Origin of the sequence: Methanofollis ethanolicus, from assembly GCF_001571385.1 — an archaeon.
Classification (GTDB): domain Archaea; phylum Halobacteriota; class Methanomicrobia; order Methanomicrobiales; family Methanofollaceae; genus Methanofollis; species Methanofollis ethanolicus.
The window spans coordinates 2513619-2527923 of the sequence record NZ_BCNW01000001.1; the positions used below are offsets into that span (position 1 = coordinate 2513619).

General features: G+C 63.3%; 14 protein-coding genes and 2 tRNA genes. 7 read left to right on the forward strand and 9 right to left on the reverse strand.

The features are described from left to right. Positions 1-19 precede the first annotated feature (19 nt). The 4 genes from MEFOE_RS12105 to MEFOE_RS12120 are packed head-to-tail and all read left to right on the forward strand — an operon-like array spanning position 20 to position 3511. On the forward strand, positions 20-511 hold the full coding sequence (locus tag MEFOE_RS12105; protein ID WP_067052435.1) for a gamma carbonic anhydrase family protein: 492 nt from the start codon (positions 20-22) through the stop codon (positions 509-511). Next, a complete protein-coding gene (locus MEFOE_RS12110) occupies positions 504-1787 on the forward strand; it encodes a CoB--CoM heterodisulfide reductase iron-sulfur subunit A family protein (protein ID WP_067052437.1) in 1284 nt (427 codons plus the stop codon). The genes MEFOE_RS12105 and MEFOE_RS12110 overlap by 8 nt, the downstream gene beginning before the upstream one ends. After that, entirely contained in the window at positions 1784-2809 is a 1026-nt protein-coding gene (mtnA, locus tag MEFOE_RS12115; RefSeq protein WP_067052439.1) for an S-methyl-5-thioribose-1-phosphate isomerase, read from the forward strand. The genes MEFOE_RS12110 and mtnA overlap by 4 nt, the downstream gene beginning before the upstream one ends. A gap of 24 nt (positions 2810-2833) precedes the next feature. After that, positions 2834-3511 carry a DUF116 domain-containing protein gene (locus MEFOE_RS12120; RefSeq protein ID WP_067052441.1) on the forward strand — a complete coding sequence of 226 codons (678 nt, stop codon included), beginning with the start codon at positions 2834-2836 and terminating at the stop codon, positions 3509-3511. Here MEFOE_RS12120 and MEFOE_RS12125 read toward each other — a convergent pair. The 4 genes from MEFOE_RS12125 to MEFOE_RS12140 all read right to left on the reverse strand — a co-directional run bounded on the left by MEFOE_RS12125 (position 3489) and on the right by MEFOE_RS12140 (position 7673). Continuing rightward, positions 3489-3908 (reverse strand): bactofilin family protein, encoded by a 420-nt coding sequence (locus tag MEFOE_RS12125; RefSeq protein WP_067052443.1) that lies wholly within the window; start codon positions 3906-3908, stop codon positions 3489-3491. The genes MEFOE_RS12120 and MEFOE_RS12125 overlap by 23 nt on opposite strands. A gap of 157 nt (positions 3909-4065) precedes the next feature. Next, the gene (locus MEFOE_RS12130; protein ID WP_067052445.1) at positions 4066-4902 is read right to left on the reverse strand and encodes a geranylgeranylglycerol-phosphate geranylgeranyltransferase; all 837 of its coding nucleotides are present in this window, start codon (positions 4900-4902) and stop codon (positions 4066-4068) included. A gap of 443 nt (positions 4903-5345) precedes the next feature. After that, positions 5346-7538 carry a DUF3160 domain-containing protein gene (locus tag MEFOE_RS12135; protein ID WP_067052448.1) on the reverse strand — a complete coding sequence of 731 codons (2193 nt, stop codon included), beginning with the start codon at positions 7536-7538 and terminating at the stop codon, positions 5346-5348. A gap of 60 nt (positions 7539-7598) precedes the next feature. Further along, positions 7599-7673, reverse strand: a tRNA-Arg gene (locus MEFOE_RS12140). Between the two features lie 66 nt (positions 7674-7739). Between MEFOE_RS12140 and MEFOE_RS12145 the strand changes: the two genes are divergently transcribed. Then, positions 7740-8858 carry a tRNA (guanine(10)-N(2))-dimethyltransferase gene (locus MEFOE_RS12145; RefSeq protein ID WP_067052450.1) on the forward strand — a complete coding sequence of 373 codons (1119 nt, stop codon included), beginning with the start codon at positions 7740-7742 and terminating at the stop codon, positions 8856-8858. 312 nt (positions 8859-9170) lie between these two features. On the opposite strand, the gene MEFOE_RS12150 is transcribed toward MEFOE_RS12145, so the two are convergent. Next, positions 9171-10283 (reverse strand): OBG GTPase family GTP-binding protein, encoded by a 1113-nt coding sequence (locus tag MEFOE_RS12150; protein ID WP_067052452.1) that lies wholly within the window; start codon positions 10281-10283, stop codon positions 9171-9173. Between the two features lie 171 nt (positions 10284-10454). Between MEFOE_RS12150 and MEFOE_RS12155 the strand changes: the two genes are divergently transcribed. Beyond that, positions 10455-10529 (forward strand) — tRNA-Glu (locus tag MEFOE_RS12155). 101 nt (positions 10530-10630) lie between these two features. Here MEFOE_RS12155 and MEFOE_RS14655 read toward each other — a convergent pair. Beyond that, positions 10631-10756, reverse strand: coding sequence for a hypothetical protein (locus tag MEFOE_RS14655; RefSeq protein WP_268872627.1), 126 nt, complete (start codon positions 10754-10756; stop codon positions 10631-10633). Between the two features lie 401 nt (positions 10757-11157). Between MEFOE_RS14655 and MEFOE_RS12160 the strand changes: the two genes are divergently transcribed. Continuing rightward, positions 11158-12033 (forward strand): PHP-associated domain-containing protein, encoded by an 876-nt coding sequence (locus MEFOE_RS12160; protein WP_067052459.1) that lies wholly within the window; start codon positions 11158-11160, stop codon positions 12031-12033. 10 nt (positions 12034-12043) lie between these two features. Here the strand turns inward: MEFOE_RS12160 and MEFOE_RS12165 are convergent, their stop codons facing one another. Genes MEFOE_RS12165 through MEFOE_RS12175 form a run of 3 tightly spaced genes read right to left on the reverse strand, consistent with a single transcriptional unit; the run spans position 12044 to position 14260 of the window. Next, positions 12044-12793, reverse strand: coding sequence for an ABC transporter permease (locus tag MEFOE_RS12165; RefSeq protein WP_067052460.1), 750 nt, complete (start codon positions 12791-12793; stop codon positions 12044-12046). A 1-nt stretch (position 12794) separates the two neighbouring features. Continuing rightward, a complete protein-coding gene (locus tag MEFOE_RS12170) occupies positions 12795-13781 on the reverse strand; it encodes an ATP-binding cassette domain-containing protein (RefSeq protein ID WP_067052464.1) in 987 nt (328 codons plus the stop codon). Further along, positions 13778-14260, reverse strand: a complete 483-nt coding sequence (locus MEFOE_RS12175) for a PadR family transcriptional regulator (RefSeq protein WP_153015971.1) — start codon at positions 14258-14260, stop codon at positions 13778-13780. The genes MEFOE_RS12170 and MEFOE_RS12175 overlap by 4 nt, the downstream gene beginning before the upstream one ends. Between the last annotated feature and the right edge of the window lie 45 nt (positions 14261-14305).

Consider the following 14305-nt stretch of genomic DNA (forward strand, 5'->3'; position numbering starts at 1 on the left):
GGGGAATCCATAGTATAATATGAACCACACTCTGCGCATCGGCGATGAGGTCTTCATTGCGGAAAACGCCACCCTGCTCGGCGACGTCACCATCGGCGACCGTTCCGGCGTCTGGTTCGGCGCCGTACTGCGCGGCGACCGCGACCGGATCGTCGTCGGCGCCGACTCCAATGTCCAGGACAACGCCACTGTCCATGGCAGCACCGGCCACCCAACCCTCATCGGCGACCGGGTCTCCATCGGCCACGGCGCGATCGTCCATGGCTGCACCATCTCCGACGAGGTGCTCGTGGGCATGGGCGCGATCGTGATGAACGGTGCGGTCGTCGGCGAGGGCTCGATCATCGGCGCAGGTGCCGTGGTCACCGAGGGGAAGGTCATCCCGCCGGGCTCGGTCGTGCTCGGCGTCCCGGGCAAGATCGTCAAGGAGGTCGACGAAGCGCAGCGCGAGCACATCAGGGAGAACGCGAAAGTCTACGTCGAAATGGCCGGGAGGTACAGGCGTGGCTGAGGTTGTCGTCATCGGCGGCGGGATCGCCGGTATTCAGGCCGCCCTCGACCTGGCCAACCACGGGGTCCGCGTCCACCTCGTCGAGAAAGAACCCGCGATCGGCGGCCACATGGCCCAGCTCGACAAGACCTTCCCGACAAACGACTGCTCCATGTGCATCCTCTCCCCGAAGATGGTCGAGGTGGAGCGCCACCCCGGCATCGTCCTCCACACCTGCACAGAGGTGACAGGGATCGAAGGGGAGGTCGGCACCTTCACCGTCCACCTCAGGCGCCACCCGCGGTACGTCGACGAAGAGCGGTGCAATGGCTGCGGCGACTGCACCGCGGTCTGCCCTGTCGAGGTCTACAACCGTTTCGACGCCGGGATCGGTGTGCGGAAAGCGATCTACCGCCCGATGCCGCAGGCTGTCCCCAATGTTACGATCAGGGATGCCGACCACTGCATCGACTGCGGCCTCTGCTACGAGGCCTGCGGCCGGGACGCCGTCCTCCACGACGACGAAGACAGAGAGGAGGACTTCGAACTCCCTGCCGCGAGCGTCGTCGTCACCACAGGCTACGCTACCTTCGACCCGGCCGGGAAGAGAAACCTCAGGTACCTCCAGGTCCCCGACGTCGTCACCAGCCTCCAGTTCGAGAGGATGATCAATGCCAGCGGCCCGACAGGCGGTGAGGTGCGGAGGCTCTCGAACGGCGCAGTCCCCCGAAGTGTTGCCTTCCTCCAGTGCGTCGGCTCCCGCGACATGCAGGCCGACCGCCCGTACTGCTCCTGCGTCTGCTGCATGGCCGCGATGAAGAACGCCATGCTGATCAAGGAGCACCACCCCGAGGTCGAGGTCACCATCCTGTACATGGACGTGCGGGCCTATGGCAAGGGTTACGAGGAGTACTTCAACCGTGCCGAAGCGATGGGCGTCCGCTTCCTCCGCGGCCTGCCCGGCGAGATCGCACAGACAGACGGCGGCCTGGAGATGCAGGTCGAGAACACAGAGACCGGCGCGGTCGAACTCCTGAAGCCAGACCTCGTCGTCCTCTCCGTCGGGATGGAGCCCCCGAAAGGGATGGAGGAGATTGCGGAGAACCTCGGCATCACCCTGGAAGAGACGGGCTTTGTCCATACCAGGGACGAGAAGATGAACAGCGTGGCGACGATCAGGCCGGGCATCTATGTGGCAGGGACGGCCGCCGCCCCCAAAGACATCCCTGACAGTGTAGCGATGGCCGGTGCGGCCGCGATGCGGGCGTACACCGACGTCCTGAAGGCCGGCCCATGATCCCGCGGACCATCGAGAGGGACGGGCAGGCCATCGTCTTCATCGACCAGACCCTCCTGCCGGAGAGGCTGGAGGTCGTCGCCTGCACCGACGTCGAGCGCCTCGCCATCGCGATCCGCCGCCTGGAAGTGCGGGGCGCCCCGGCCCTCGGCATCGCCGGGGCGTACGGCGTCGCCCTCGCGGCGATAACGAGCACAGAGACAGAGTACGGCCCCTTCGTCGCAGAGGTGGCGAAGGCCGCCGCTTCCCTTCGGGCCACCCGCCCGACCGCGGTGAACCTGGGCTGGGGCATCGACAGGACAATGGCAGCACTTCAGGCCACCGGGACGGTGCACGAGGCCGTTGAGGCCGCGGTGAGAGAGGCCGACACCATCGCCCGCGAGGACGAGGGGGTCTGCCGGGCCCTCGGGAAGAACGGTGCGGACCTCATCCCAGACGGCGCCCGTATCCTCACCCACTGCAACGCGGGCGCCCTCGCCTGCTCCACCTGGGGGACGGCCCTCGGCGTCGTCAGGTCGACCGTGGAGAGCGGAAAAAAAATCTCCGTCACCGCCTGCGAGACGCGGCCCCTCCTCCAGGGGGCCCGCCTCACCGCCTTCGAACTCCATGAGGACCGCATCCCTGTGCGGGTGATCACAGACAGTACCGCCGCCTTCCTGATGCAGAGGGGCGAGATCGACTGCGTCGTCGTCGGCGCGGACAGGATCACAACAGACGCCGTCTTCAACAAGATCGGCACGTACATGCACGCGGTCTGTGCCCGCCACCACGGCATCCCCTTCTATGTCGCCGCACCGGCGTCCACCTTCGATACCGGGCGCAGGGCCAAAGACGTCACGATCGAGGAGAGAAATGGCGACGAAATCGCCACATTCAATGGGAGACAGACCGTCCCGGCAGGCGTGCCCTGCACGAACTTCGCCTTCGACAGAACACCCCTCGACCTCGTCTCGGCGATCGTCACCGAACGCGGCGTCCTCCGCCCGCCATATGACAGGATGCCGGATACAGGGAATATTTAAATAATCCCCCCATATTCTCCTACCATGTTTTTCACGGCCTCGCTCTGGAACGACCTGATGATGCTCATCGGAGAGATCACGGTCTTCCTGATCGTCGGGATGCTCATCGGCTCCGTCCTTGTGATGATCGTCGCCGGCCTCTCCATCCAGAGCGGGCAGTTCTACTTCCCGCGGCTGATGAAGAGCGGGATGGTCCTCCTTGAAGGTGTGATCAAGGGTATATGCAAGTTTTTCGGTTTCGACGACAAGGAACTCATCCAGTTCTCGATCCGACTGAACAATATGATGAATACGAAGAGGTTCGCCGAGACCCCCCCGGAAAAAAGGGTGATCTACCTTCCCCAGTGCCTGCGGTCATCCCGATGCCCGGCGCATCTCACGCCCGAGGGACTGATCTGCCAGCGGTGTGGGCAGTGCGAAATCGGCAGGGAGATCGATAGATATGAAGCGATGGGGTACCGGGTCTTTATCGCCCCGGGCTCCACCCTCATCAAGAGGATGATGAAAAAATATCAGCCTGAGGCGATCGTCGGCGTCGGTTGCCTGATGGAAATAAAAGAGGGGCTCGAACTCTGTGACAGGGCCGGGGTCATCGGGATGGGTGTCGTCACGATGAAGGACGGGTGCATCGAGACGGCCCTCAACTGGGATGACCTCCATGAGATCGCTGCGATCGGGGTCACTGCGCCTGATTCGCAATGACCTTTATGTTCCTGCCGACAAGGCCCTCGCTTGAGATGCTTCCGTAGACATAGACCGTGGCCTCGCTCCTCACACCGCCGACCTTCACGCCCGGCCGCAGGATGATGTCGCCCACTGCCGAGACAGACCCCAGGACGACGTCGTCGGAGATGGTCACGTCCTCCCCGACCGTGAGCGACCCCCCGATCCTGACCCCATGACCGATCACACCCGACCGGCAGGTGACGTCCCCGCCGACGGTCGAAGAGGGGCCGAGTTCCAGACAGCCGTCGACGTCGAGGCGGCCCCAGAAATGGGTCTCTGGCGGGACGATGAAGTCTCCGGGGATGTGGACGTTCCCGTCGAAATACGATCCCTTCGGTGCGATGTAGGTGTTCCCGCGCTGATAGACCTTCATGCTGTAAACACGATCATGCCGTGCATGGGAAGAATAGTTTTCGGTTTGTTTATATGAGGGATGATGAAATCAGGCATTCGTATAAATGGTCTCCCCCCATCGACCAGCCCATAACCCCTCGATTCACCGGGCAAACCCGAGAACCCGTCTGCGTCCCTCAGAGGAGGACGGCAGCGGCCGTAAAGATGAGGAGGGAGAGGAACATCCCTTTCTTCAGGGTGGAGGTGACACGTGACGACCTGATGCAGGCCGGCGTCGTGCACCCCCGCACACCCGCGGCGCCGAGGAGGACGGCGGCATTGAGGAGGCCGATGGCAAGGAGGTACGGGAGGCCCCACCACCGGAAGACCGGGAGCATGGAGAGGACCATGGCGGCCGCGGCGAACGCAAAGGCGAGGGCGATCGTCCGGGGGATGCCAAGGACCATCGGCAGGGTCCGCGCCCCGCCGGCGGCGTCGCCCTCCACGTCCTCGGCGTCCTTGAGCACTTCCCGCGCCACCATCGCAAGGAAGGTGACCCCCGCGACAGGGAGGTTCGCCGCAAGGCCGTCCGGCCCGGCAAGGGCGCCGCCGAAGAGGAAGATCGAGGCCGAGAGATAGGCGACCGCGAGGTTGCCGACAAAGGGCATGCCCTTCAGGCGTGTGGCGTACAGCACCAGGAGGGCCGAGTTGAAGAGGGCGATCGCAAGGCAAGAGAGGTTTGTCGTCAGGGCGAGGAGGTTGCCGGCCGCAAAGAGGAGGGCGGCATAGATGAGGGCGCCCCGGCGCGAGACTTTCCCTGCGGGTATCGGCCTGTCAGGCCTGTTGACGGCGTCGATCTCCGCGTCGCAGTAGTCGTTGATGACATTCCCGGCGGCGGTGACCAGGGCGACGATCCCGATGAGGGCCGCGGACTCGGGAGTGACCGTTCCGGTGGCGATGAGGTAGCCGAGCACCCCGGCAAGCCCGGCGACGACCGAGTTGGCCGGGCGGGTGATCGAGACATAACCGTGCATTCGGAAAAGAGGTGTGAGGGGGAGGTATTTCAATACTCACACCACGGTGACGGGGATCCACCGCCTTCCCTCTACTGATCCCCGGGGGACTACTCGAAAGCCTCTGGCTTTCTCGTTGCCCCCGGACCCCCGAAATCAGGATTGGACCAGGGGAAAAAGAGCAGGAGATCTGATGAGCGGGACTGCCATCCCCGTCCTATCTTAATGGCGGGGGTCCGGGGGCGTAGTCCCCCGGTGCGAGACACCGATCCACCGTCCTTCCCTCGCTCTGATCTGGGGGGTTTCATCGAAAACTTACGGTTCGTGGCACATCGAAGATGTGCCCGAACAGGAAAATCTTCGATTCCCTGTGTTCTCAAGCTTGATGACGTTCACAGCTCCCTGAACTCGACAATCACAGATTTTCTCGACTCCCTCCGATCGTTCCCCCAGCAAGGGGTGCTTCATCTCCTCACCGCCGCGTAGCCCGCCGTCCACCCCGGCCTCGCGGGCGGGTCGGTCTCGAGCATCTCCTGCCAGGCCTCGTCGGTGAGCCTCCCGGAGAGGGGGACGGTGAACTCATAGTACGAGAAGACCGGACCGGCCGCGAGGAAAGGCCGGCCGTCAGGGTCGGGACAGGCGACGACGATCAGGTCCACATACCCGACCCCCTCTTCGAGAACGATGTTGTTGCCCGGGTCAGTGTGCACGTCGGCGACGACCGCGGTCGTCATCCCGTCCTCGTCGACACCGGCAACGAGCTGGTCGAGGGAGGCGGCAACACCCCTGATGAAGGCCTCGTCGTCAGGGGTGAGGGCCTCGCCTTCGAGTTCCTTCACCGAGATCGCCTCCAGGCGTGCGAGGACGTCTTCGAGGGAGCGGAGGCGGGATCCGGAGGTCTCGTCCAGGGCGCCGAGGTCGTCAAGGCCCTCGCGGGTCATCGCGGTGAGGGTGAGGAGGCGGTGGTAGAGGGCAGGCACAGGCTCGACGTAGCCGGCGACCTCCTGTTCGGGCGGGCGGTAGGCCATCCCCTTGCCCATCGTGTAACTCTGCTTGGCGTACAGAATGGTGTCGTGGCGGAGTTCTGTCCAGGAGGCGAGGGAGGTGGCGAGTTCCTTCTCCTGCCAGGCCGTCGTCTGCATGAAGGTCGGGTAGCCCTCCCCGAAACCGGCAAGGAGGGGTTGGAGAGTGTAGAGCCAGCCGATGGCAAGGTTCCTGTTCCACGCACTCTCGTTCTGCGGGAGTTCCCCGGCAAGACGGCCGGCGATGGCGTCATAGTGCTCGTACCGACTGTCGCCATTCTCGTCCAGGATCGCGTCGGCCCTCTCGGAGCCGAGGAGGGCCATCACGTCGAGGGCTGTCGGAATGGAGCGCTCGCCGTCATGGAGGGTAAAGGGCGTGCCCGTGCTGGTGAAATCACCGGTGTACGGGTACACGAGTTCTGAGAAGATGTACGAGTCAAGGAGGAAGCGCTGACCCATGAAACGGAACCCCTGCGTCGCATTGAGGCAGGTGCGTGCCTCTTCAGGGGTAAAGGCGATGCAGTCGGCGGTACCGCCGTAGATCGCGGGGGCGCGGTACGTGCCGAGTTCCCGCTGCAGGGCCGCCACCTGGTCCTGAGAGAGGTCGGTTTTCGGGCCGCCGAAGAGGGCGGACATCGCCGCGAGATAGTCGCGGGGGCCGAGATCGTCAGCGTAGCCTGTATAGAAGGCGGTGACCTCATAGATCCGGTCCCACCTCTCCATCAGGGCCGGGTCGTCGGCGAGGGCCGTCGAGACCTGGGCGGCGCCGATCGTCTGGACCCTCGCGTCCTCAGGGGTCACGAGGGTACCGTTGAGGAGGAAGGCCATCCGGCCGTGCCACATCATCGCCAGGAAGTAGTTCTCCAGTCTCTCCGACCGGGTGTAGTGGCCGCGAGGAAGGTACTGCGAGTAGTCCTCCTCGTACCTGAAGAGGGGCGAGGCGTCGGTGCCGGCATGGCCGCGGATCAGGAGGAGTTCGGCCTCCACGTCGGGCCTGATCTCCTCAGGGACAGCAACACCGTAGCGCTGCACGTCTCCGGCTTCAAACCCGGTGCCGGCACCGACCTGCTGTGCCTCAGGGGCGAGAAGACTGGTTGCCACGCCGAAGTACACCGCATTGCGCCGGGCCGCCTCCTTCGCCTCGCCGCTCGACTGCTCGTAGGTCTCCATCGAGATATTGAGAAGGGCGGAGTCGAGGACATACAGGTCGTCGTACAGCCTCTCCTCCTCGACCGCCCGCATCGTCTCGTCGAACTGGATATGGTAGAGGTGCAGGAGAGAGTCGGTGCTCACAAAGACCGGGACGCCCTCTTCTTTCAGGGCGGCATAGGGCCTGACCATGTCGGCGCCGCCGGGACCGAGGGGATTTTCGACGACGACGAAACCATGTGCCGCCAGGAGGGCCTCGGCCCCGGGGCCGAGGGAGAGGGCGGCGTCGACCTCCTGCCAGTTGGTGACATTCACCGTCTCAAGGGGGAGGGGGTACTGCGGCGCGGAGAGGTTCACCGCCAGAGGTGCGGGGGTCGGGTACGCGGAAAAATTCGTCTCCGGTTGGGGCGCTTCCGGGGAGGTCACGCACCCGGCAAGAAGAGCGACCGCACAGAGGAGCAGGGCAAGAAGGGCAGTCCGGTCCATGGACGATCAAAGGGCGGCAGGGCCAAAAAAAGTATGCTTCAACACGGCGCGAAAAAGGAGCGGGCTTGGGGGGATTTGAACCCCCGGCATTCAGCTTAGGAGGCTGACGCCATGTCCTGGCTAGGCCACAAGCCCAATGATACTCTCTAGTGTGGGTGCCGGGAAGGTATTAAGGTTTTGAAGGCCCACTTTTCTCCCGCAATGGAGAAGGTTCCGGTCACCGAGGGGAGGACCACGTTTTTTGCGCCGGTTCAGGATGAAAATGCCGCTTTCCCACCGGGTTCGGCTCCGATCTTTTATAACCGGAGGATGGAGGCGAACAGGGACGCCACGGTGCTCTATCTCTCGGTGATGCAGCCCTCAGACTACCTCGACGCCATGGGCGCAATGGGCGCGCGTGGCCTGCGTGTCGCCCACGAGGTCGGCATCCCGGTGACGGTCAACGACATCAGCCCCGCGGCCGCGGCCGAGATCCGGGAGAATGCCGACAGGGTCGGCGGGGAGATCGAGGTGACCTGCATGGACGCCAACGCCCTGATGAGCACGAGGAGGTTCGACGCCGTGGACCTCGACCCCTTCGGCACGCCCGCCCCCTTCACCGACGCCGCCTGCCGGAGCGCAAAACGTTTCCTCTGCGTGACCGCGACCGACACCGCCCCCCTCTGCGGGGCCCACCTGAAGGCCGGGATGCGCCGGTACTTCGCACGGCCGATGAACACCGAGTACCACCGCGAGGTGGGGCTGCGCATTCTTCTCGGCTTTGTGGCAAGGGAGATGGTGAAGTACGACCGGGGCATCACCCCGATCTTCTGCTTCGCGCACGAGCACTTCGTCCGCCTCCACCTGCGGGTCTGGGGGCGGGTCAAGAACGCCGACCAGACCATGGCCAGGATCGGCTACGTGATGCAGTGTCCGCACTGTTTCTACCGCGAGGAGCAGGCGGGCCTGCTCCCGGAGACGGCGACCTGCCCGGTGTGCGGGGCGGCCCTGCGGCCGGTCGGCCCGCTCTGGCTCGGGGCGGTGAACGACCCCGGGACCATCGGGGCGATGATCGAGCGCCTCCCCACGATGGGCCTCGGGACAGAGACCTACCTCTCCCGCCTCCTCCCCCTCCTCGCGGAGGAACTCCCGACCGCGAGTTTCTACGACTACCACAAGGTCGCCCAGAGGCTGCGGGCCTCGCCGCCCGCGATCGACGTCGTGATCAACCGCCTGCGGGACGCGGGATACCAGGCGACGCGGACCCACTACGAGGGGACCGGGATCAGGACGGACGCACCGCTCTCCGTGCTCGAAGAGGCTATCACGCGGCGCAGGTGAGATTAGATCAGGGGAAATACCCCGGACCTGAGAACCTACGTTTTTTGACTTTTTTGGTCGTCCCACATAAGATAGGACAGGGGAAGTGCGAATACGAGATCTTGCAGGGAGATTACCATCTCACCCCTATCCTACTGGCAGGGTGCGAACGAAGTGAGCATGAGAAATACGGGAAAATCGAAGATTTTCCTGTTCCGGCAAATTTAGATTTTTCAAGCGGCAGTCCCCGGACAAGCCACTTCGGAACCGGATTGTACAGAACGCAAAAAAAGTGCATGACGGCCGGGCAGAGGGCCCGACCGGGATGATCCCTCAGAACCTGGTGACGATGGTGATGATGTCGCTGTCGGCGAGGGTGTGCTGGAGGCCGACACGCTGGGCGTCGTGCTTCACAGACTTGCCCCAGACCTTCGCATACCTGAACTTGTCCACGAAGTCGCGGTGGAGGCGGCGGCAGACGTCCTCGACAGTCGAGCCTGACCTGACGATCATCGGTTCGTCCATGTCGGCCGCACCGCCGAGGGGCTTCATGTACAGGCGCATGAAGCCGAGGTGCTCGTAGATCGCGTCCTTCAGCTCCTCGACATTGTAACCGGAGTGGGCCGAGATCATGTGAGGTTCCTCGCCGAAGCGCTCGACAAGGTCGGTCTCGATCTCCTTTCTCGTCTTCTCGTCGACCAGGTCGACCTTGTTGATCGCGATGAAGGCCGGGACATAGATACGGTTTCCGATCATGGCGTCGATGAAATCGTCCTGGTTGACGTTGCCGCGGATGAGGACGTCGGCGTTCATGACCTTGTTCTCGGCGAGGATGGACCGCACTTCCTCGATGTCGAGGGCCTCGTCACCGACATAGTTGAGCCTGATACCTCCGTTCCCGCTCTTCTTGATGGTGATGTCGGGCTTCGGCTTGTTGATCCTGATGCCTGCGTCGTACAGTTCCCGCATCAGGACATCGATATGCCGGCCATTATAGACGTCGCCGAGGATGAGGATCAGGTCGGCGCTCCGCACCACGCCGATGACCTCCTTGCCGCGCCCCTTGCCCATCGCCGCACCCGCGATGAGGCCCGGGATATCGAGGACCTGGATCTTCGCGCCCCGGTGCTCCAGGATGCCGGGCACGACCGTGAGGGTCGTGAAGGCATAGGCCGCGACCTCGCTCTCCTGGCCGGTGAGCTGGTTCAGGAGCGTGGACTTACCGACAGACGGGAAACCGACGAGCACGACCGTCCCGTCCCCGGATTTCTTGACCGAATAGCCCTCGCCGGTGCCCGAGGACTTCATCGCCCGCTGGACGGCTTCTTCCTTGATCTTGGCGAGCTTCGCCTTCAGGCGGCCGATGTGTTTGGATGTGGCCTTGTTGTATACCGTGCGCTGGAGTTCGTCTTCGATCTCCTTGATCTCATCTTCAAGACCACTCATTCCTCATAGATCTGTTAGCTGACTACATAAGGATCATGGATAGGGAACGCCGGCGCTCCCTCGCGCGGCCCCTACCGCAGAGATACGGACACCGCCGGATCGGGAGGCGCAGACAGGAATGGTTAAATACCGACATATCCTACATTGTAGAGCACTTAGGTGCCAACGATTGCTGCTATAGTGTAGACCGGCCAATCATGCAGGACTCTCACTCCTGCGACTGGGGTTCGAATCCCCATAGCAGCATCCGATTTTCTGATGATTTATCTGTCCTGACCGATGTCAACATTTTCGGATATTATTTCATCATACCGAGAAGGAGCAGCGGACCGTTCCCTTGCTTGGGGTTACAGCAGCATCACCTTCAGCGTCGTCCACTGGATCTCCACAAAGTTGTCGGGGATGGCATAGACATTGACCATGAGCATATCCCAAAACTCACCCGGGATGGCCATCTCCTCGAACCGAAGCACTTCCTTCCTGAAATTTTGAACCCTCTCCTCCACCGGGGGGCTGGCCGCCCCCCGGACCCCCCGCCGATGAAGATTGACGGGGGATCGCATCCCGTCTTCACAATCATCGCTCTGCCTTCCCGCTCCAATCGCAATCCCGGGGGTCCGGGGGCAGCGACCCCGGCGCGGTGGTGTGGGAAGGCATGAATGCATGGGTGCGCAACAAAAAGGGGAAGATATTTTCTCCACATCCACTGCTATTTTCTGAGAGGGAGAGGACTGAAGAGTTTTGGGATGACCTCCATGAGAGTCGCGGTGACGGTGTCGCCCGGCGACGAGAGAGTCCACCGGATCCTTCAGGACCCACACCGCCCCAACCCGACCCTTTTTCTCCCCATGACAGAGACACAGAGTACCAGCCCATGCACTTCGGAGACACCCCCCTACCCCCCCTCAGGCCCGAACCCGGCGAGATCCTCTTCAGACCCCCGACAAGAGAGGACCTCTCAGGCCCCGGCCTCTTCGCGGCCGACCTCCATGTCCACACCAACCACTCGGACGCCCCGACGAGGGTGAGGGACGCCCTGAAATTCGCCGCACGGCAGGGCATCGGGCTTGCGATCACCGACCACAACCAGGTCAGCGGCGCCCGGGAGGCGTGCCAGGCCGGTACCGCCGTCCCTGTCATCCCGGGCATCGAGGTGAGCGCGGACGACGGCCCCCACCTCCTCCTGTACTTCGCCGCACCCTCCGACCTCAGGGACTTCTACACCAGACACATCGAGACGAAGAAGAGAGACGGACCCTTCATCGCCATCAGGATGAGCACCGAGGAGGTCCTGGACGCACGGGAGGGCTACCACTCCGTCGCCGTCGAGGCGCACCCCTGCGGTTATGCCTTCCTGAACCGGGGCATCCAGCGAGGCCGGGACAGTACCGGAACCTTCTCCCGCCTCGACGCCCTCGAAGTGATCTCTGGCGGCATGGCCCGCACCCACAACCTGAAGGCCGCGGCCCTGGCCAGGCGGCACGGCCTCGGGCAGACAGGCGGGACAGACGCCCACCTCCTCCGCGATATCGGGGGCGTCGTCACCTGTGCCCGGGCCGGAACGGTGGAGGAGTTCCTGGACGCGATTGTGCGCCGCGAAACGCTGGTTATCGGGGAGGAGACGAGCGTCCTCCGGAAGGCGGCGATGGGGGCGGCCGTCCTCCCCCGCCACCTCCCGTACGCCCTGCCCATCCTGCGGGACCGGGGAGAACGCCTGCTGAAGCACGCCCGGTACAGGCTGCACTCCTGAGGGGGCCCTCTCATACTGTGATCTTTCTGAAGAGATAGGCCCCGACAACCGCCGTCGCGACGGCACACCCGCTCAGCACGATACCGCAGAGGACCGGGTCGATCTGGGCCGATCCTGTCAGCCCATAGCGTATCCCCTCCACCCCGTAGGTGAGGGGGTCCAGGAGCGTGAGCGGCTGGATCCAGGACGGCAGACTGCTGATCGGGAACAGCGCACCGGAGAGGCCGAAAACCGGGAAGACGACAAAGTTCATGACGAGCTGGAACCCGTGCATGTCCTCCATGCGGGATGCGATGGCGATGCCAAATGCAGTGAAGGTCACACCGATGAGGAGCATGAAGAAGAATGCGATCACGAACCCGGCCGGATTCGCAAGGTGCAGCCCGATGAAGAGCGAGAGCACCAGCATGATCACGCCCTGGATGAACGCCGTCGTGGCGCCCCCCATCGTCTGGCCCAGCATGATCTCGATCCTGGAGACCGGGGCGACCAGGGTCTCTTTGAGGAACCCGAACTGCTTGTCCCAGATCACCTGGATCCCTGAGAAGATGGAGGTGAACAGGACGCTCATCGAGACGATGCCTGGGATGAGGAATGTGGCATAGTCCTCCCCGGCTCCCGGGATCCGCACCACCCCGTTCAGCCCGAAGCCCATGATCACCAGGAAAAAGAGGGGCATCCCCAGGCTGCCGACGATCCTGCTCCGCGAACGCAGATAAAGTTTGAGGTTTCGCAGCCAGATGGTAGAGACGATGTCCATGTTACCGCCTCATCCGCGGGTGCATCCGCATCTGGTCCGTGCCTGACGCGTGTTCGTCCCGCATCGCCCGCCCGGTCATGTGCAGGAAGACGTCCTCAAGGGTCGGAGTGTGCATGGAGACCGACCTGATGCCGAGGCCCTGCGAACTGAGGAGGGTCACGATCCCGGCGATCTCCTCTCCGGCGTGCTTGAGGCGCACGCTCACCGCCCCGTCCTGCCTTTCCACCAGGCCAGGCCACACCGCATCGAGGCTGGCATAGACCTCCCCAGCGTCAGGTGAGTCGATGGCGATGATGTCTCCCCCGATCCCGGACTTGAGATTTTTCGGCGTGTCCATGGCAACGATCCTGCCATGATCGATGATCGCAACCCGGTCGCAGAGGCGGTCGGCCTCCTCCATGTAATGGGTGGTGAGAATGATCGTGATCCCGTCCTCGGCGTTCAGGCGCTCGATATATCCCCAGAGATGGTTTCTCGTCTGCGGGTCCAGGCCGATGGAGGGTTCGTCCAGGAAGAGCACGGCCGGCCGGTGCAGGAGGCCGCGCGCGATCTCAAGGCGTCGTTTCATCCCGCCCGAGAAGGTCTTGACCTGGAGGTCTTTCTTCTCGCTCAGGCCGACCAGGTCGAGGAGTTCGGCGGTCCGCCGTTCACGCACCTCTTTCGGGATCCGGTAGAGGCGGCCGTGGAAGTCCATGTTCTCGGCGGCGGTGAGTTCTTCGTCCAGGGTCTGGTCCTGGAAGACGATCCCGATGGACCGGCGCACCCCGTCCTCGTCGGTCATGATGTCGTGGCCGTCGACGGTCGCCCGGCCGGACGTCGGCCTGAGCATGGTCGCCAGCATCGAGATGGTGGTGGTCTTGCCGGCGCCGTTCGGCCCGAGCAGGCCGAAGATCTCGCCTTTCCGGATCGCAAACGAGATGTGGTCGACAGCCACGAAGTCGTCGAAGCTCCTGGTGAGCGCCTGCACGTCGACGGCAGGGGCGGTCATGCTATCCTCCGCAGGTCTTCGAGGCATTGCCTGAGAATTTCTGCCGCCCGTTCATCTTTTTCAGGCGGGAGTGCGTCGATGACGCTTCTGATATCGATGACCAGGGAATTCAACCCGGGTTTTTCGTCTCCAAACATCTCGAGGATCAGATTTTTCATCTGCAGCATCTTCTCTCTCGACTCTCGCCGGTGCCGTCGGTGAACCTGCAGCGCCTCCTCGCCGCTCCCGGTCAGTTCGTAGACCTGCTTCGAACGCTTCTCGGTCTCAAAGACGCGTATGAGTCCTTCTTCTTCGAGGTGTTTCAGCAGGGGATAGAGGGCCCCCTTGCTCGGGACCCATGCCCCTTCGGTCTTCCCTTCGATCTCCTTGAGGAGGTCGTAGCCCGACTTCGGGCTCTGGGAAAGAGAGTGCAGGATGTAGAGCGCGAGAAAGCCCCGCCCCCGTCCGCCATGCGATGGAAAATGCGAGATACCTGTCATGATGGTCACACAGTACTTAATTGAACCGTTCTATATAGCACTGTG

Bases quoted from the DNA above. Each gene is read 5' to 3' on its own strand.
- MEFOE_RS12170 (WP_067052464.1), bottom strand. From the start codon at position 13,781: ATGACCGCCCCTGCCGTCGACGTGCAGGCGCTCACCAGGAGCTTCGAC.
- MEFOE_RS12145 (WP_067052450.1), top strand. From the start codon at position 7,740: ATGGAGAAGGTTCCGGTCACCGAGGGGAGGACCACGTTTTTTGCGCCG.
- MEFOE_RS12120 (WP_067052441.1), top strand. From the start codon at position 2,834: ATGTTTTTCACGGCCTCGCTCTGGAACGACCTGATGATGCTCATCGGA.
- MEFOE_RS12125 (WP_067052443.1), bottom strand. From the start codon at position 3,908: ATGAAGGTCTATCAGCGCGGGAACACCTACATCGCACCGAAGGGATCG.
- MEFOE_RS12175 (WP_153015971.1), bottom strand. From the start codon at position 14,260: ATGACAGGTATCTCGCATTTTCCATCGCATGGCGGACGGGGGCGGGGC.
- MEFOE_RS12130 (WP_067052445.1), bottom strand. From the start codon at position 4,902: ATGCACGGTTATGTCTCGATCACCCGCCCGGCCAACTCGGTCGTCGCC.
- mtnA (WP_067052439.1), top strand. From the start codon at position 1,784: ATGATCCCGCGGACCATCGAGAGGGACGGGCAGGCCATCGTCTTCATC.
- MEFOE_RS12135 (WP_067052448.1), bottom strand. From the start codon at position 7,538: ATGGACCGGACTGCCCTTCTTGCCCTGCTCCTCTGTGCGGTCGCTCTT.
- MEFOE_RS12160 (WP_067052459.1), top strand. From the start codon at position 11,158: ATGCACTTCGGAGACACCCCCCTACCCCCCCTCAGGCCCGAACCCGGC.
- MEFOE_RS12105 (WP_067052435.1), top strand. From the start codon at position 20: ATGAACCACACTCTGCGCATCGGCGATGAGGTCTTCATTGCGGAAAAC.
- MEFOE_RS12150 (WP_067052452.1), bottom strand. From the start codon at position 10,283: ATGAGTGGTCTTGAAGATGAGATCAAGGAGATCGAAGACGAACTCCAG.
- MEFOE_RS12165 (WP_067052460.1), bottom strand. From the start codon at position 12,793: ATGGACATCGTCTCTACCATCTGGCTGCGAAACCTCAAACTTTATCTG.